We start from the raw sequence: 18,497 nt of genomic DNA on the forward strand, positions 1-18,497 counted from the left end.
CGTTGAAATACACTTTTTACCAACTAAACTTAACTACAAAAGACCAAAAAAATAACTATTTGATAACGTAAAGGCAGAAATTTCTTAATTTATTGCAGATGTATCATCTTTTTATACTATTATAGTACAAAAACGCAAAATATCTTACAAAACAAGCAGCGGAAAAATCATACTTTTTCAGCATGTATTTTTTTCTGTTTTTTAGAGGAATTTTCAATAAATTGATTGAGGATTTTAGTATTTTAATAACCAAAAGTCATGACGTTGTCTACGCCCTATTTTATTAATTTTTTTGACAAATAGTGGTTATGAAATTAATCGATTACATAATTTCAAAAAAAATTGAACATAAAATCATTTTTAAAAATAAATCACACACAATTAACTAAAAATCAAATAATTAATTAAAATTTATATAGATTAAATTCAAATCAAAATTAAATAGTTAATATTTAAATGAAATTTATTTTCAATATACTTTTTAGAATATATTTATTGAGGAAAAAAATATTTAAATAACAATTCAATCAGCCTTTTTTTTAAACATATAGGATAATTCTCAGGAATAAAATTATTCTTTCATATGGATTTAATAATCAAACATTTAGAACATCTGTAAGTAATTTTCTATATTGGAAGTAAAAAAATAATTAGTAAATAAACCAAAAGTTCTTACAAATTTATTTTTGAATTTGTTGCTTTTCATCTCAAGGATAAATAAGTCGAATTCTCTTATAAAAAACTAAAATATTGTTATTGAATTTATTCTAAAAATTTAATATTACGTTTTAGTCCTTCGAATTTTGTTCTTTTAATAGGTGAATTTTTGAAAACTGTACGGAAAGTTTCTTCCGTAATTTCGGTCCAGTCTTTTTTGGAAAAAGAAAGTAAATCAGGATTGGGATTAAATAAAGGTTCCGAGTGAGATTTTGAGAATCTGTTCCAGGGACAAACATCCTGACAAGTATCACAACCAAACATCCATTCGTCAAATTTCCCTTTCATATCATAAGGAATATTTTCTTTAAGTTCGATGGTGTAATAAGAAATACATTTGCTTCCGTCAACTACATGAGGAGCAACAATTGCTTGTGTAGGACAAGCATCAATACAAGCTGTACAAGAACCACAATGATCTGTTGTGGCGTGATCATATTCTAATTCCAGATCAAGAATAAGTTCAGCAATAAAATAAAAAGAACCTACTTTTTGAGTTAATAGGTTACCACTTTTACCAATCCAGCCAAGACCGCTTTTGGCTGCCCATGCCCTGTCTAAAACAGGTGCCGAATCTACAAAAGCACGACCTGATACATCACCAATATTCTCTTGTATCGAAAAAAGAAATTCTTTTAATTTCTCTTTAATTACAAAGTGATAATCCTGACCATAAGCATATTTTGAGATTTTGAAACTTTCTTCAGTTTGAACTTCTGACGGATAATAATTTAGCAAAAGCGATACAACACTTTTTGCATCATCAACCAATAATGTAGGATCTAAACGTTTATCAAAATGGTTTTCCATATACGCCATTTGACCATGATGATTATTGTTTAACCATTTTTCAAGCCGTGGAGCTTCTTCTTCCAAAAATCCCGCTTTAGAGATTCCGCAAGAAAGAAAACCAAGTCGTTTTGCTTCTGATTTTATAAATTTCGAATATGTCTCTTTAGCATTAATTGTCATCTTTTAGAGAATGAAACTTCTACTCCAACAGGTTTTAAAGTGATTAAAGGATTAAACTTAACAGTATCATTATTGGATTTAATCACATATTTTTTTACAATATGAGAAAGCGTTAAACACATCTCATAAATGGCAAATCCAGATCCGATACACATTCTTGGTCCGGCACCAAAAGGATAAAAATACTGCATTGAAATCTTCTTTTGTTCTCCCAGAAATCGTTCTGGCATAAATCCATCCGGATTTTCCCAATATTTAGGATTTCGGTGCAACTCATAAAAAGAAACCCCAATCAGTGTTTCTTTTTTTATAGTATAACCTGCAATTGTATCATCTGTAACATTTTGTCTATCGGTAATCCAGGCTGGCGGATATAAACGCATAGATTCATTTAAAACTGCATTTGTATACGTCATTTTTTGCAGCTGCTCTACAACATCTTGGGTTTGGGATTGTATTTCAGCAATCTCATCAAAAACCTTTTGTTGCACGTCAGGATTTCTTCCCAAAAGATGCAAAGTAAAAGTCAATGCATTTGCCGTTGTTTCATGTCCGGCAATAAACAGAATCTTGATTTCATCAACTAACTGGCTTACCGACATTCCTTCTCCTGTATCTTCATAACGAGTTTCCAGAAGCATATTCAGCAAATCATTAATTTCTTCTTTTGAAGCAATTCGCTCATCGATAATTTCCCTAATAATTGTATTGTTTTCCTCTGCCAGTGCAAGATGTTTTTTCACTTGTCTGCTTAAAGAAAACCACCACGCTTTATGCGGAAGTCTAATTTCTTTAATTAAGAAATTTTGAACTTCTTCAATAATAAATTTTATCCGATTTAATTTTTCGTCTGAAATTGAAAGTTGAAATAATGATTTAGCCACAACATTAAAAGCTAATTGACTCATTACAGGAAAGAGATCAATTGGTTTTTCTTCAACCAAACCATTTAATTCCGAAACAATAGTCTCATTCATATTTTCGACTAACTGATTCATTTTTTGTTTATGAAATGCAGGCTGGATTAACCTTCTTTGCTTCAACCAAAAATCGCCGTCAACCGTTAAAAGTCCTTTGCCTAAATACTTCGAAAGATATACCGATTGAAATTTAGATTTATGATAATTCTTTTGATTCTTCTGTAATATATATTGGGCAACTTCATTATCCCTTGACAAAATTATATATTTAGAGAAACCTATCTTAAGAGAAAAAGAATCGCCAAATTGATCAAAATATCTTTTGTGAAACGGAATAGGATTTTTGCGCACTCCTTCAGCATCCAGAAAAAATCTCAATATTGAAATTCTGCTCGGGTAATTATATTTTCTGTTTTCAGACATTTTGATAGCATTAAAACAATCTCCCGGAATCTTGGAGTTTTTTTCTGTAAATAAAATCTATTTATTATGTTTTGTGATCCAATCCGAAATATCATTTATATTCTGAATTTCAGTGTCAGGCGAATTCATTCCAACATCATGTCCTTTACCTTCCCTGATTTTTAATTCTGTCTCTACGCCTTTTCTTTTTAATTCTGCATAGAGATTTCGGGATTGACTGACATTAACCAAAGGATCTGCATCACCGTGTATTAATAATGTCGGCGTGTTTGAAATATTATTAAAAGGACTTATTGCAATAAAAGCAGGATTAGGTCCATTTTCATTTAATTTAGTTCCAGCTAATTTTTCGATGATATCCAAATGTCCATTTGTTTTCATAAATTTTAATGCTTCATCAGAATCTAATCTTGAAGGCGCACAAAGTGCTGTTATAGACTTCATATTTTTTTTGGTATAACCATACAATAAGGCCAAATGTGCTCCGGCGCTAATCCCAACAATATGATAACCTTTTTTAGCATAACCATATTTATTAGAAACATTTGAAACATAACTAACAGCTGCATCAATATCAGCTAATAAATCCTTGGCAGAAATCTCATTAGTTACATAGCGGTAATCAACATTGGCAACAACAAATCCTTTATTGCATATATCCTGAGCGTGTTTGCTAGTATATTCAAGTCCGCCCATAGACCATGCGCCACCATGGAGAAGTATTACAACAGGTAAATCTTTTAAATTTCCATCCGGAATATAAAGATCTAAAGTTTGTTGCGGTGATTTCCCATAAGCCAAATGGGGGAAATTTTTAGTTTGTCCAAAAGAACTGAAACAAGTAAACAGCAAGAATAAAACAAAATGCTTCATAATATATTTTTAAAATAATCCGCCCTGGATATTAGTATTTATCTTTCCTAAATGTTTATAAGCCTTATCTGTAACTTCTCTTCCTCTTGGAGTTCGCATAATAAATCCTTCCTGAATCAAGAAAGGTTCATAAACTTCTTCGATTGTTTCACTGCTTTCAGATACAGCCGTAGCCAAAGTTGAAAGTCCAACGGGCCCCCCTTTAAATTTATTGATAATCGTCAACAAAATTTTATTATCCATTTCGTCAAGGCCATGTGCATCAACATTAAGCGCTTTCAAAGCATAACGTGCAATTTCAAGATCGATAGTTCCATTTCCTTTTATTTGTGCAAAATCACGTACTCTCCGCAATAATGCATTAGCAATACGAGGTGTACCACGGCTTCTGCCGGCTATTTCGATAGCAGCATCTAAGGATATTGGCATTTTAAGAATAGAGGAACTTCTTTCGACGATTGTAGTTAAAAGTTCAGTAGTATAATATTGTAAACGTGATGAGATTCCAAAACGTGCACGCATAGGTGCTGTCAATAATCCAGAACGTGTTGTAGCACCAATTAAAGTAAAGGGATTTAAATTGATTTGTACTGTTCTTGCATTTGGTCCGGATTCAATCATAATATCGATTTTGAAATCTTCCATAGCCGAATATAAATATTCTTCTACGATTGGACTCAAACGATGAATTTCATCAATAAACAAAACATCTCTTTCGTCAAGATTAGTAAGTAAACCAGCCAAATCTCCAGGCTTATCTAAAACAGGACCAGAAGTAATTTTGATTCCAACTTCGAGCTCATTAGCCAGAATATTGGCCAAAGTAGTTTTTCCTAATCCGGGAGGCCCATGAAAAAGTGTGTGATCAAGTGCTTCACCACGTTGATTGGCTGCAGCGACAAATACTTTTAAATTCTCTAAAACTTGATCTTGTCCGGCGAAATCATCAAATGACAGCGGACGTAATCTTTTTTCAAGATCTAATTCTTCTGGGTTGTACCCATTTGTAGTGGGATCTAGGTTCTCATTCATTTTACAAAGATAGACAAAGTAATCAGTTTGTAAAATAGATAAATTTCAAATAAAAAAGCTAAAATCCCAATATTTAAATTTCCAAATTCCAGTCAAGTTTAACCACATATTGGGATTTGCAATTTAAAATATTTGGATTTATATTAAAACAAAAAAAACCATCTGAAAGATGGTCTTTTTTTAAATATTTTTAGTGGTGTAAAACTTCTTCACCTTCTTTCATTGGTACATTTTGCGGTACAAAATCTACATCGTGATTTGGGTTACTGTAGTCATATGGCCAACGGTATACGTGAGGAATTTCACCTGGCCAGTTACCGTGTATATGTTCTACCGGAGTAGTCCATTCTAATGTTGTTGATCTCCATGGATTTTGAACAGCTTTCTTACCGTAGAAAATACTACTAAAGAAGTTGTACAAGAATACTAATTGGAACGCACCTCCTACAAGAGCAAATGTTGTAATTAAAACATTCACATTTTGTAAATCATCAAATAATGGGAAGTTTGTGTTTGTATAGTAACGTCTTGGTAAACCGGCAAGTCCGATAAAGTGCATTGGGAAAAATACTCCGTAAGCACAAACTGCAGTTACCCAAAAGTGAATATAACCTAAGTTTTTATTCAACATTCTTCCGTACATTTTAGGGAACCAGTGATAAATACCAGCAAACATTCCGTAAAGTGCCGAGATACCCATTACTAAGTGAAAGTGAGCAATTACAAAGTAAGTATCGTGAACGTTAATATCTAAAGTACTATCTCCTAAAATAATTCCGGTTAAACCTCCAGTAATGAAAGTAGAAACCATTCCGATAGAGAATAACATTGCAGGATTAAATTGCAAGTTACCTTTCCATAAAGTTGTAATCCAGTTGAACGCTTTTACAGCAGATGGGATTGCAATTAATAAAGTAGTAAAGGTAAATACAGATCCTAAGAAAGGATTCATACCTGAAATAAACATGTGGTGTCCCCAAACAATTGTAGATAAAAATGCAATTGCAAGAACAGACATAATCATCGCTCTGTATCCAAAAATTGGTTTACGAGAATTCGTAGCCATAATTTCAGAAACAAGCCCCATTGCTGGTAAGATTACGATATAAACCTCAGGGTGTCCTAAGAACCAGAATAAGTGTTCGAATAAAACCGGAGAACCACCTTGGTAATGTAAAACCTCTCCTGCAATATAAATATCAGATAAGAAGAATGAAGTACCAAAACTTCTGTCAAAAATCAATAATAATGCAGCTGATAATAATACCGGAAACGAAATAACACCAATAATAGCTGTTACGAAAAATGTCCAGATTGTAAGCGGAAGTCTGGTCATAGACATTCCTTTAGTTCTTAAGTTGATTACAGTAACGATGTAATTTAAAGATCCCATTAAAGAAGATGCAATAAAGATAGCCATCGAAACTAACCATAAAGTCATACCTGTTCCAGAACCTGGAATTGCTTGTGGTAAAGCACTTAATGGAGGATAAATTGTCCAACCAGCAGAAGCTGGTCCAGCTTCAACAAATAATGAAGACAACATGATTACAGCAGATAAGAAAAACAACCAGTATGAAATCATATTCATAAATCCGGATGCCATATCTCGAGCTCCAATCTGAAGCGGAATAAGTAGGTTACTAAAAGTTCCACTTAAACCGGCCGTCAGTACAAAGAATACCATGATGGTACCGTGAATTGTAACTAAAGCTAAATAAATATCATTTGCCATTACACCATCAGGTGCAAATTTATCTCCTAATAAAACATTAAATATTTTGAAAGACTCTTCTGGCCACGCCAATTGCATTCTGAAAAGCAAGGACATTGCAATACCGATTACTCCCATAACAATACCAGTAATCAAGTATTGTTTAGCAATCATTTTGTGATCAATACTAAAAATATATTTAGTAATGAATGTGTCTTTATGATGATGTTCGTGCTCGTGATCGTGTCCGTGATCGTGATCGTGCGCTTCTGCTGACATATATGTGTACTTTAAATTTTCTTAATAAATATTATTTCATAGCAACTTTAGCTACAACTGCTTTCACAGTATCAATAACTGCTTTCACAGTATCTTTAGCAGTACTATCTGTAGTAGCTTTTGCCCCTTCAGCTGGTTTTTGAGCAGCAGCAGCTGCCGCTTTAATATCCTGAGCCAAAGTAGTTTTTTCGCTTAACCATTTTTTATAATCTTCCGGAGTGTCAACAACCACTTTCATTTGCATGTTGTAGTGAGAAGCTCCACAAATTTTATTACATAACAATAAATAATCAAATGTATAAGGATCTAAAGCTGTTCCGCCTTTAGCAACTAATTCAACACTTTTTTCTGCTCTCAGCTTATTGATATTTGCAACTTTTTCAATCATGAAAGGCAATTCTCTATATTCGGCAGTTGTATAAGTTGGAATAAAAGCAAACTCAGTAACCATTCCCGGAACACAGTTCATTTGCGCTCTAAAGTGAGGCATATAAGCTGAGTGCAATACGTCTTGAGAACGCATTTTGAAATGTATTTTTTTACCTTTTGGTATATGCAATTCAGTAACTACGATATCATCTTGAGAATTAGGATCTGACATATCAACTCCTAAAGTATTTATACCTTCTATTAAACGTACGTTAGCTTTTCCCAAAACATTATCATTACCTGAATATCTTGCAGTCCATTTAAATTGTTGAGCATACAATTCAATTTCGATTACATCTTCGTCTTTGTCAACAAACATAATGTTATTCCAAGCGTACAATCCGTAAAGGATTAAACAAGCTAAAACAACAGATGGAATAATACTCCAAATTGCTTCTAATTTATTACTATCAGCAAAGAATAATGCTTTTTTATCTTTATGGCCTCTGTTTTTAAACGAAAACCAGTATAATAAACCTTGTGTAATAAATTGAACTACAAAAATTAAAACCCAAGTAATATTCATCAAATTATCTACTAAAAGACCGTGCTCTGAAGCAGGAGTATGAAGTGCTAAATGCCCCCATTTTAGTAAACCGTAAATCGTAAATATATAAATGAAAGCTAAAAAGCCAAACATAACATATCCTTGAATATTATTATCATTATCTGATGCAACTTGAGAATCGTCCGAAGAAGATCCTACTTGAGTAAGATCAAATATCTTGGTCAATTGCCATAATGCAACTGCTAATAAAACTACAACTATAATTACCAACAAACTTGTCATCTGTTTACTTCTTTAAATATTAATAATGAAAATGTTTACTTTCTTCAATGAAAGGATTTCTTTTTGCTAACAGAGGAGCTTTAGTTAATGCAGTAAATACAACAAAAATAAATAAACCTAAGAAGAAAAGTATAGACGCAATTTCAGGTACTCCAATAAACCATTTATCCCCTACTGTTCCAGGCATAATCATATTGAAGAAATCTACATAGTGACCTAATAATATAACAGTCCCAGCCATTACAATAACCCAGCTTAGACGTTTAAAGTCTGTATTAACTAAGATTAATAATGGGAAAACAAAGTTCATAACAACAGCACCAAAGAATGGCAAGTTATATAATTGAATTCTTGTTATGAAATAGGTAACCTCTTCAGGAATATTTGCGTACCAAATCAACATAAATTGAGAGAACCATAAGTATGTCCAGAAAATACTGATACCAAACATAAATTTAGCTAAATCATGAATATGACTTGTGTTTACATATTCTAAATATCCTTTAGATTTTAAGTATATCGTAACTAATGCGATTGTAGTAATACCACTTACAAAGAAAGAAGCAAATACATACCATCCGAACAAAGTACTAAACCAGTGCGGATCAAATGACATAATCCAATCCCAAGACATAATAGACTCAGATACGATAAAGAATACCAAGAAGCCCGCAGAAATCTTAAAATTCTTTTTGTAGTAAAGATCATCATTAGCATCGTCTTGAGCCAAACAATTTTTTCTTGAATAGTAACGGTATAAATTCCATCCTATTAAAAAGACAGCAGCTCTGATAATCCAGAAAGGAAAGTTTAAATAACCCGCTTTACCAGCAATAATTTCATCATAGTCAGCATGTTTAGGATCTGTAACATGCTCTCCTAACCAAACAAATATATGGTTAAAATGTAATCCGCAAAGAACTAAAATAATAAAGAAGATTACAGAAGCAACAGGCAAATAAGCTGTTATTCCCTGCATAACTCTAAACAAAACCGGGGACCAACCCGCCTGAGCAACTTGTTGAATAGCATAAAATGCTAAAACTCCCATAGAAAGTAGTAAAAAGAAAATACAAGCAACATATAATGCAGACCATGGTTTGTTTTGCAGTTGGTGCAATACATGCTCTAAATGTTTTTCATGCTCATCAGCAGCATTAACTTTTGCATGTTCTCCATCTTTATGTGATTCATGCGAAGCCTCGGCAGCTTCTTCATGTGCAGCACCATGAGAACCATGAGCATCTGCAGCTAGTATTTTTTCAACTTCTTGAATATCTTTAGGCGCACTTAAAAAACCATACCCAATTCCTAATAGACCAACGGCCATTAAGATGATAGAAAAAGTTTTTAATTTACTTGAAAATGTATACATATCTATTACGATCAGTTTGTTCAACAATTATAATTGGCTTCTTAGTTTTAGAACATAGTCAGCAACTAACCAACGTTCATGGGCACTTAATTGATTTGCATGTGAACCCATTGCATTTAAACCATAAGTTTCAACAAAAAAGATACTTCCTTCAGTAATATCTCTGTCCTTATAGTTAGGTACTCCAAGAAATTTTTCTCTTTCAACCAATTTACCTTTACCGTTACCAGCTGCACCATGGCAACTAATACAATAAATTTCGAAAAGTTCTTTTCCTTTTCCTGAATTTCTTTCAATAGAATCCAAAGGAGATTTCAAATTAGCTTTTGCTAATTGATAATCAGCAGTTGTGTTTGCATATTCAAAAGGTTCAAAACCTCTATTGATAGTTCCTTCTACAGGAAGTTGTCCTTCTTTTCCTCCTTTAAATATTTTTGCTTCTGAATAAGTTTCATAACCTACAGATTCATACATATTTGGAAAATACTGATAGTTTGGTGCCGAATTATTGTGGCAAGATGAAACTAAAATAGTTATACCAACTAAAAGTGTTATTTTATATATCCTTTTCATAGCTACAATTAATTCTTTTCAATTACTTTAACTTCAACAGCTCCTGTACCTTCGAAAAAAGAAACTAGTTCTGCTTCGTTATTATTTACAGCAACTTCCATTAAAAAATGGTCATCTGTTGTTCTTACATCAGGGTTTTCAGCAGCTTTAAATGGCCATAATCTACTTCTCATATAAAAAGTGATAACCATTAAGTGGGCAGCAAAAAACACAGTCATTTCAAACATAATTGGCACAAATGATGGCATATTCTGAATGAAACTAAAACTTGGTTTACCTCCAATATCTTGTGGCCAATCGTGAATCATGATATAACTCATCATGAATGTCGCAAAAGAAATACCAACACAACCGTATAAGAAAGAACAAATTGCTAATCTTGTTGGTGCTAAACCCATAGCTTTATCCAACCCGTGAACTGGGAATGGAGTAAAAACCTCTTCAATATGATGATGAGCAGCTCTGGTTTTCTTTACTGCATCCATCAAAATATCATCGTCATTATAAATGGCGTATATTACTTTATTACTCATGATGTGAATCTTTATTTGCTCTTTCTCTAATGTAATTATCTCCTGTTCCTTTCAAAATTGTTTTAACCTCTGCCTGAGCAATTACAGGGAATGTTCTAGAGTATAATAAAAACAATACAAAGAAGAAACCAATTGTTCCGATGAAAATTCCAATATCAACAAATGTTGGTGAGAACATTGTCCAAGAAGATGGAAGGTAATCTCTATGTAAAGAAGTAACAATAATTACAAATCTTTCAAACCACATTCCGATGTTTACAACAATCGAAATAATAAATGAAAACATGATACTTGTTCTTAATTTTTTGAACCACATAAACTGTGGAGAGAAAACGTTACAAGTCATCATCGACCAATATGCCCACCAGTAAGGTCCGGTAGCTCTGTTTAAGAATGCATATTGCTCATATTCTACTCCTGAATACCAAGCCACAAATAACTCAGTAATATACGCTACCCCAACGATAGAACCCGTAATCATAATTACAATGTTCATTAACTCAATATGTTGTAGTGTGATATATGCTTCAAGATTAGAAACTTTTCTCATGATGATCAACAATGTGTTTACCATTGCAAATCCAGAGAATACCGCTCCAGCAACGAAGTATGGAGGGAAAATTGTTGTATGCCATCCTGGAATGACAGAAGTAGCAAAGTCCATTGATACAATCGTGTGTACAGAAAGTACAAGTGGAGTAGCTAAACCAGCAAGAACTAAAGATACTTCTTCAAAACGCTGCCAATCTTTTGCTCTACCGCTCCATCCAAAACTCAGGATAGAATATACTCTTTTATGAAAAGGTGTTATTGCTCTATCACGCAGCATTGCAAAGTCAGGTAATAAACCAGTCCACCAGAAAACTAATGATACCGAAAGATACGTTGAAATTGCGAATACGTCCCAAAGTAGCGGTGAGTTAAAGTTTACCCATAGCGATCCAAATTGATTTGGAATAGGTAAAACCCAGTATGCTAACCATGGACGACCCATGTGAATAATAGGAAATAAACCTGCCTGAACTACTGAGAAAATAGTCATTGCTTCTGCAGAACGGTTAATAGCCATTCTCCAACGCTGACGGAAAAGTAATAATACTGCAGAAATCAATGTTCCTGCGTGACCAATACCAACCCACCAAACGAAGTTCGTGATATCCCAAGCCCAACCAACTGTTTTATTTAATCCCCATGTTCCGATACCGGTAGATATGGTGTAAGTTATACAACCCAACCCCCAAATGAAGGCTGTTAATGCGATTGAAAATACAATCCACCAATGTTTGTTTGCTTTACCTTCAACAGGTGCAGCTACATCTACTGTTACATCGTGATAAGATTTATCACCTATAACTAAAGGTTTTCTAATGGGTGCTTCGTAATGAGACGACATAATCCTTTATATTGTTTCTTAATTAATAATTTTTTGTACTACGTATTTCTAACTTTAACATGGTAAACCACATTAGGTTTTGTTCCAACATGCTCTAATAAGTGGTATGATCTGTCATCAGCAGCTAATTTAGCAACTTTACTTTCAGCATCATTAACATCCCCAAATATCATTGCTCCAGAAGAACAAGCATTTGAACAAGCTGTTTGGAATTCTCCATCAACAACCGGACGTCCTTCATTTTTCGCTTTTAATTTAGTCGCTTGTGTCATTTGAATACACATAGAACATTTTTCCATTACCCCACGAGAACGAACGTTTACGTCTGGATTTAATACCATACGACCTAAATCATCATTCATGTGATAATCGAATTCACTGTTTTTGTTATACAAGAACCAGTTGAAACGACGTACTTTATATGGACAGTTGTTTGCACAATAACGAGTACCAACACATCTGTTGTATGCCATATGATTTTGCCCTTCACGACCGTGAGAGGTTGCAGCAACCGGACAAACTGTTTCACATGGTGCATGGTTACAGTGTTGACACATTACTGGCTGGAAAGAAACTTGTGGATTATCTCCTGCTTTTTCCATTTCATTAAATGTAGACAATGAACTAGATAAACCAGCGATATTCTCTTTTCTTTCGTTATCACCTTCAAAAGTACTTTCAGAAGAGTAATATCTGTCAATACGCAACCAGTGCATATCACGACTTCTTCTTACTTCCGCTTTACCTACAACCGGTACGTTGTTTTCAGCATGACAAGCAATAACACATGCTCCACATCCTGTACAAGCGTTTAAGTCAATTGAAAGATTAAAGTGATGTCCTGTAGAACGATCAAATGATTCCCATAAATCGACAGTTGTAGCTTCAACTTCCTGGTGATCCAAAGATACCATTGGTTTTTCATTCCAATGTTCAGCATCTTTAGTATTAAATATTTCAAGAGAAGTTTCTTTAATAATATCTCCTCTTCCCATTAATGTTTTCTGTCCCTGAACACAAGCGAACTCATGAACTCCATTTGCTTTCGCAATAGAAACAGATTGAACACTATTGAAATTTTTATATAATGAGTAAGCGTTTAAACCTACTACCATTTCTTCTTTCAAAGCAGCCTTACGACCGTAACCTAATGCTAAACCAACAGTTCCAACCGCTTGTCCTGGCTGAACAATTACCGGTACGTTTTCTAATTTAAGACCATCAGCAGTTGTAATTGTAGCATAACTTCCGTTTAAACCTCCGTTAGCAACAATTTCATTTGTTAATCCTAATTTTTTAGCATCAGCATTCGAAACTGTAACATAGTTATCCCAGGAAACTCTTGTAATTGGATCCGGAAACTCTTGCAACCAAGGGTTGTTTGCTTGTTGTCCGTCACCTAAACCTGTTTTAGTATACAATACTAATTCGAAATCTCCAGTTGATCTTGATTTAGAAACTGCATTTGCAGCAGCAGTATAATCAAAAGAACCAGCAGATAATGCAGATGAACCTATTACAAAAACACCATCATGTAAAACTTTATTCCAAGATGATCCTACAATAATAGCAGCTGAATTAGCTTTAATATAATCGTAGAAATGTCCAGGAGTTCCGTTTAATGATAATAAAACGTCTTGAAATTGTTTTGTATTGAATATAGGACGAATAGTTGGCTGAGTCAAACTATAAGTTCCTTTTGTAATTTCAACATCTCCCCAAGCCTCTAAATAATGAGGTACCGGAGCAGCGATTGTGGTTATAGATGCAGTTTCGTCTTCTTTTAAAGAAAATGCAACTGATGTTTTTACTTTTTTCAATCCAGATACAAAAGAAGTTGAATCAGCTAATGTATAAACCGGATTAATTCCGCTCATAATTAAAGTATGAACACTTCCAGCGTTCATATCTTTTACCAATTGAGACACAAGAGCATTAGAACCTTTTCTAATTTGTCTTGTACCTACAGTATTAAAAGCTTCACTACCCAACACCTGGTTGATTGCTAAAACTAATAATTGAGCATTTTTATCTTCTAGTCCTGAAACTAAAACCCCTTTAGAACCAGCAAGTTTTAATTGTTGAGCTGCTTTGACAACTTCAGCTTTAAACTTAGCATCTAAAGAAACTGCTACAGAAGAACCTGTAATAATATTATAAATTTGAACTAAAGCTTGTTTTTGATCTGCGATAGTCATTGGAATACGCTTATCAGCAGCAGCTCCAGACAATGTCATGTTTGATTCAAACTGAAAATGACGAGACATTTTTTTAGCTCCGTTAGATCCTGCCGGAATTCTACCTTGAGCATATCCTGCATCATATCCACCACCTTGCCAATCTCCTAAGAAATCAGCACCAACAGAAACGATTAAAGAAGCTTTTGAGAAATCATAATCTACAAGTGCTCTTTCTCCGTAAACTGTTTCAAATGCGTCTAATGCGTCAGATGAAGAAACTGCATCATAAACGATATGTTTTGCATTTGGGTTTTTAGCAATGAATTCACCAATTAACTTTTCAGTAGATGGACTTGCTAAAGTATTTGTCAACAATACCACTTGACCGCCTTTTGCTTTTGCATCAGCAAGACTTGATTTAATTTTTAAATCAACAGCAGACCAGCTACTATTTTTTCCATCCAATTTAGGCTCTTTCAAACGCATACTATCATATAATGATAATATAGACGCATGAATTCTAGCATTGGCTGAAAACTTAGCTCCAGAAATAGTATTGTTATCAATTTTAATTGGACGACCTTCACGAGTTTTCACTAAAAGGTTAGCAAAATCAAAACCATCAAAAACAGTAGTTGCATAATAATCAGCAACACCAGGAATGATTTGTTCCGGTTGTAACACATAAGGTATAGACTTGTGAACAGGACCTTCGCAGGCAGCTAGAGTTACCGCTGCAGTACTAAATCCTACGTACTTTAAAAAGTCACGACGTGAAGTTCCAGATGTAGCTAAAGCATCTGCATTTCCTAAAAATTCTTCAGTAGGAATTTCTTCAACAAATTCGTTATTTCTAAGCGCCTCAACAATAGAACTATTTTCTAGTTCTTCAACACTTTTCCAGTATTTTTTGTTTGATGACATTGTATATAAATATTAAAATCTTAATAATTCGATTAATAGTGGCATTTACCGCATTCTAAACCTCCCATTTGCGCTGCAGTCAGTTTTTCTACACCGTATTTTTTAGAAAGTTCAGCATGAATTTTATCATAATATGCATTTCCTTCCATCTTAACATCAGTTTTTCTATGGCAATCAATACACCATCCCATTGTTAATTTAGAATATTGCTTCATGATCTCAAATTCCTGCACTGGACCGTGACAAGTTTGACATTCAACTCCTGCAACAGAAACGTGTTGAGAGTGGTTGAAGTAAACAAAATCAGGAAGATTATGAATACGAACCCATTTTACAGGCTGCGTTTTTCCGGTATAAGCTTGCTTAGCTTTATCCCAGCCAACAGCATCATATAATTTTTGGATTTGCGCATCGTAGAATGCTTTGCTGTACTCTGGAGTAGCAGTAGATTCAGCAACTTCAGAAATATTTTTATGACAGTTCATACAAACATTCAAAGAAGGAATACCAGCATTTTTACTCACACGAGCAGCAGAGTGACAATATTTACAATTGATTTCGTTATCTCCGGCGTGAATTTTATGAGAATAGTGAATTGGCTGAATTGGCTCGTAATTTTGATCTACACCTACCTGCATTAAGAAAGCATATACAAAATAACCGCTTGCCAAAAGCAAAAATATAGAAGTAACTAATACCAGAAACTGGTTTTTAGCAAAAGCTTTCCAGATTGGAGTTCTGGCTTCTCTAGGCGCTACTACAATACCATTGTTACCTGCAACTTTAGTAAGTACTTTGTTAACCATGAACAACATCACAACTAAAATAGCCATTACAAGAGCAAGAGCACCTAAAATAATGTTATTAGAAATTCCGCTTCCTTCTTGCTGTGGACCTGTTGGCAATGTTGCAGCTCCAGGAGCAGGTTCAGCTTTAACCTCAGAAGTGTAGGCGATAATATTATCAATATCACCTGTAGATAATTGAGGAAAAGGAGTCATTACAGACTTATTGTTTTCTTCAAAAAGTTTAACAGCAACAGGATCACCTGATTTGATTACTTCAGAACTGTTATGAACCCATTTGTAGATCCAAGCCATTTCATGCCTTCCAGCAACTCCTCTTAAAGCAGGACCTGTTGATTTGGCATCTAATTTGTGACATGCAGCACAATTTGCATTAAAAAGTTCTTTCCCTTTTACTGGATCACCACCTGAAGTTGCAGCCGGAGCGGCAGCAGCAGGCGCCGCGGGAGCAGCAGCAGCATCTTGAGCAAATGAAGTTAGGGAGAAAATCAGCGTTAGCGATAAGCTAAGCAGCAATTTTCTTGAGATCGAATTATGGTTACCCACCTTTTTCATATAGTATAAAATTATCTACTAATTTTTGGTATGATTTTTTCTGTATTAAAACAGTTAAAAACGAATACCTTCTTTTAAAACTTGCACAAAAATACGACTTATGAACTATTCTCAAAACCTTAAAATACTCTTAAATATCAATTTATATCAATTCTAAATAATATTAAAATTTTACACTCAAACTTTAAATAGTATTTTTGCATAAAAACCATCACATTATGAGAATTTTAACCCCTTCAAAAAGAGTTTTCTTAACATTAACAATGTTCACTTTAGCATATAATATTCATGCTCAAGACCAAAATTTAACACTAAATCAAGACCCTAAATTTGAGCAATTATTAAACGACAAACGCAAAATTAACACATCAATAAGTACAAACGACACTTATAAAATTCAAATCTTCAGCGGTAAAAGTGAGGAAGCCAAAAAAACGCTTGCAGATTTTAAAAGAGAATACTCTGACATTGACGGTACCATAATTTTTAACACCCCTAACTACAAAGTAATTGTTGGAAATTTTAAAACCAGAATAGAGGCTGAACGAAATTTAGCCGAAATAAAGAAAAAATACAAAAGTGTGTTTTTGATCAAACCAAGCAAATAATTCTTCCAGAAATAAAAAAAGCAACTCGATCTGAGTTGCTTTTTTTATATCGAATACTTATTTGCAAATAAGCATCTTGAGATTATCTTAAAATCATCGTTATTTTTTATTTTCAATATTAGGCAAAAAACCTGTTATAATACCAATTAAGGGCAGAAAAGCACAAATTTTAAAAACATAATTTATACTCGTCAAATCTGCAAGTTTTCCTAAAATAGCAGATCCTAATCCACCCATTCCAAAGGCAAATCCAAAAAATAATCCAGCCACTAAACCAACCTTACCAGGCAATAATTCTGTTGCATATACTAAAATGGCAGAAAATGCAGAAGAAAGTATCAAACCAATAATTACAGATAAAATGCCAACCCAAAACAAAGAAACATAAGGCAACATCAATGTAAAAGGAGCAACTCCTAAAATAGAAATCCAGATCACATATTTTCTTCCAAATTTATCTCCTAACGGGCCTCCTATCAATGTTCCGGCTGCGACTGCACCTAAAAAAGCAAATAAATAAATCTGTGATTCCTGAATAGAAACATGAAATTTATCAATCAGGAAAAATGTATAATAACTTGTAATACTTGCCAAATAAAAATATTTAGAGAAGATTAAAACCAACAGAATAATCAATGAAAATACTACTCGTTTTTTAGATAATTTATGAATAAAAACTTCTTTTAATACTTCTTTATTTTGCCTTTTTAATTCTAAATGATTGCTATACCAGATTCCAATTTTATATAAAGCAAAAATTCCAACCAAGGCGATAAGACAAAACCAAATTATATAAGATTGTCCATTTGGTACAACAATTAAAGCCGCAAGCAAAGGCCCAACAGCACTGCCTGCATTTCCTCCCAATTGAAAAATAGACTGAGCCAATCCCTTTTTTTCGCCAGAAGCCAAATGTGCCACTCTCGATGATTCCGGATGAAAAATAGAAGATCCAATTCCGATTAAACTGACTGCGATTAATAAATAAGTAAAACTAGAAGCCATTGAAACGAAAAACAATCCTAATAATGTAAAACTCATTCCTATAATTAATGAATAAGGCTTAGATTTTTTATCGGTATACATTCCTATAAAAGGCTGTAAAATAGATGCCGTAAGCTGATATGTAAAAGTTATCATACCAATTTGAGCAAAACTTAAATTAAATTTTTCTTTAAATAATGGATAAACAGAAGGTATTACGGCTTGCAATAAATCATTTATAAAATGAGAAAAGCTAATTATAAAAAGAATAGAATAGATTGTTTTCTGAATAATTTCAGGTTGTGTTTTACTAGTTGTCATAGATTATTTTTTATTTTCTTAAACATCAATAAATCTTAAATATTATTTTAACAAAGATGACATTAAAAAATATTGTCTGAATTACTATATTTGGAC

At 33.5% G+C, this 18,497-nt stretch carries 14 protein-coding genes; 1 reads left to right on the forward strand and 13 read right to left on the reverse strand.

What is annotated here, in order from left to right; genetic code table 11:
* Positions 1–762 precede the first annotated feature (762 nt).
* From queG to ACZ0AH_RS20195, 12 genes are all read right to left on the reverse strand, one after another.
* Positions 763–1,689 carry a tRNA epoxyqueuosine(34) reductase QueG gene (queG, locus tag ACZ0AH_RS20140; protein ID WP_463477549.1) on the reverse strand — a complete coding sequence of 309 codons (927 nt, stop codon included), beginning with the start codon at positions 1,687–1,689 and terminating at the stop codon, positions 763–765.
* Positions 1,686–3,032: a cytochrome P450 gene (locus tag ACZ0AH_RS20145; RefSeq protein ID WP_463477550.1), complete on the reverse strand. Its 1,347-nt coding sequence runs from the start codon at positions 3,030–3,032 to the stop codon at positions 1,686–1,688. Before ACZ0AH_RS20145 ends, queG begins: the two co-directional genes overlap by 4 nt.
* Before the next feature lie 57 nt (positions 3,033–3,089).
* Positions 3,090–3,905, reverse strand: coding sequence for an alpha/beta hydrolase (locus tag ACZ0AH_RS20150; RefSeq protein ID WP_463477551.1), 816 nt, complete (start codon positions 3,903–3,905; stop codon positions 3,090–3,092).
* A 9-nt stretch (positions 3,906–3,914) separates the two neighbouring features.
* Complete coding sequence (gene ruvB, locus ACZ0AH_RS20155) at positions 3,915–4,937, reverse strand: Holliday junction branch migration DNA helicase RuvB (protein ID WP_055096839.1); 1,023 nt, start codon at positions 4,935–4,937, stop codon at positions 3,915–3,917.
* A gap of 190 nt (positions 4,938–5,127) precedes the next feature.
* A complete protein-coding gene (locus ACZ0AH_RS20160; protein WP_463477552.1) occupies positions 5,128–6,930 on the reverse strand; it encodes a cytochrome c oxidase subunit I in 1,803 nt (600 codons plus the stop codon).
* Between the two features lie 31 nt (positions 6,931–6,961).
* Entirely contained in the window at positions 6,962–8,149 is a 1,188-nt protein-coding gene (locus ACZ0AH_RS20165) for a cytochrome c oxidase subunit II (RefSeq protein WP_463477553.1), read from the reverse strand.
* Positions 8,150–8,168: 19 nt separating this feature from the next.
* Positions 8,169–9,524: a quinol:cytochrome C oxidoreductase gene (locus ACZ0AH_RS20170; protein ID WP_463477554.1), complete on the reverse strand. Its 1,356-nt coding sequence runs from the start codon at positions 9,522–9,524 to the stop codon at positions 8,169–8,171.
* A 27-nt stretch (positions 9,525–9,551) separates the two neighbouring features.
* On the reverse strand, positions 9,552–10,097 hold the full coding sequence (locus tag ACZ0AH_RS20175; RefSeq protein ID WP_463477555.1) for a c-type cytochrome: 546 nt from the start codon (positions 10,095–10,097) through the stop codon (positions 9,552–9,554).
* Positions 10,098–10,105: 8 nt separating this feature from the next.
* Positions 10,106–10,630, reverse strand: coding sequence for a DUF3341 domain-containing protein (locus ACZ0AH_RS20180; protein WP_463477556.1), 525 nt, complete (start codon positions 10,628–10,630; stop codon positions 10,106–10,108).
* On the reverse strand, positions 10,623–12,023 hold the full coding sequence (gene nrfD, locus ACZ0AH_RS20185) for an NrfD/PsrC family molybdoenzyme membrane anchor subunit (RefSeq protein ID WP_463477557.1): 1,401 nt from the start codon (positions 12,021–12,023) through the stop codon (positions 10,623–10,625). The genes ACZ0AH_RS20180 and nrfD overlap by 8 nt, the downstream gene beginning before the upstream one ends.
* Before the next feature lie 38 nt (positions 12,024–12,061).
* Positions 12,062–15,127, reverse strand: a complete 3,066-nt coding sequence (locus ACZ0AH_RS20190) for a TAT-variant-translocated molybdopterin oxidoreductase (RefSeq protein WP_463477558.1) — start codon at positions 15,125–15,127, stop codon at positions 12,062–12,064.
* A gap of 32 nt (positions 15,128–15,159) precedes the next feature.
* The gene (locus tag ACZ0AH_RS20195; RefSeq protein WP_463477559.1) at positions 15,160–16,488 is read right to left on the reverse strand and encodes a cytochrome c3 family protein; all 1,329 of its coding nucleotides are present in this window, start codon (positions 16,486–16,488) and stop codon (positions 15,160–15,162) included.
* A gap of 218 nt (positions 16,489–16,706) precedes the next feature.
* Between ACZ0AH_RS20195 and ACZ0AH_RS20200 the strand changes: the two genes are divergently transcribed.
* A complete protein-coding gene (locus tag ACZ0AH_RS20200; protein WP_463477560.1) occupies positions 16,707–17,096 on the forward strand; it encodes an SPOR domain-containing protein in 390 nt (129 codons plus the stop codon).
* Between the two features lie 99 nt (positions 17,097–17,195).
* Here ACZ0AH_RS20200 and ACZ0AH_RS20205 read toward each other — a convergent pair whose 3' ends face one another.
* Positions 17,196–18,401: an MFS transporter gene (locus tag ACZ0AH_RS20205; protein WP_463477561.1), complete on the reverse strand. Its 1,206-nt coding sequence runs from the start codon at positions 18,399–18,401 to the stop codon at positions 17,196–17,198.
* Positions 18,402–18,497 lie beyond the last annotated feature (96 nt).

Source organism: Flavobacterium sp. AC105 (assembly GCF_979258495.1).

Bases quoted from the DNA above. Each gene is read 5' to 3' on its own strand.
- queG (WP_463477549.1), bottom strand. From the start codon at position 1,689: ATGACAATTAATGCTAAAGAGACATATTCGAAATTTATAAAATCAGAA.
- ACZ0AH_RS20145 (WP_463477550.1), bottom strand. From the start codon at position 3,032: ATGTCTGAAAACAGAAAATATAATTACCCGAGCAGAATTTCAATATTG.
- ACZ0AH_RS20150 (WP_463477551.1), bottom strand. From the start codon at position 3,905: ATGAAGCATTTTGTTTTATTCTTGCTGTTTACTTGTTTCAGTTCTTTT.
- ruvB (WP_055096839.1), bottom strand. From the start codon at position 4,937: ATGAATGAGAACCTAGATCCCACTACAAATGGGTACAACCCAGAAGAA.
- ACZ0AH_RS20160 (WP_463477552.1), bottom strand. From the start codon at position 6,930: ATGTCAGCAGAAGCGCACGATCACGATCACGGACACGATCACGAGCAC.
- ACZ0AH_RS20165 (WP_463477553.1), bottom strand. From the start codon at position 8,149: ATGACAAGTTTGTTGGTAATTATAGTTGTAGTTTTATTAGCAGTTGCA.
- ACZ0AH_RS20170 (WP_463477554.1), bottom strand. From the start codon at position 9,524: ATGTATACATTTTCAAGTAAATTAAAAACTTTTTCTATCATCTTAATG.
- ACZ0AH_RS20175 (WP_463477555.1), bottom strand. From the start codon at position 10,097: ATGAAAAGGATATATAAAATAACACTTTTAGTTGGTATAACTATTTTA.
- ACZ0AH_RS20180 (WP_463477556.1), bottom strand. From the start codon at position 10,630: ATGAGTAATAAAGTAATATACGCCATTTATAATGACGATGATATTTTG.
- nrfD (WP_463477557.1), bottom strand. From the start codon at position 12,023: ATGTCGTCTCATTACGAAGCACCCATTAGAAAACCTTTAGTTATAGGT.
- ACZ0AH_RS20190 (WP_463477558.1), bottom strand. From the start codon at position 15,127: ATGTCATCAAACAAAAAATACTGGAAAAGTGTTGAAGAACTAGAAAAT.
- ACZ0AH_RS20195 (WP_463477559.1), bottom strand. From the start codon at position 16,488: ATGAAAAAGGTGGGTAACCATAATTCGATCTCAAGAAAATTGCTGCTT.
- ACZ0AH_RS20200 (WP_463477560.1), top strand. From the start codon at position 16,707: ATGAGAATTTTAACCCCTTCAAAAAGAGTTTTCTTAACATTAACAATG.
- ACZ0AH_RS20205 (WP_463477561.1), bottom strand. From the start codon at position 18,401: ATGACAACTAGTAAAACACAACCTGAAATTATTCAGAAAACAATCTAT.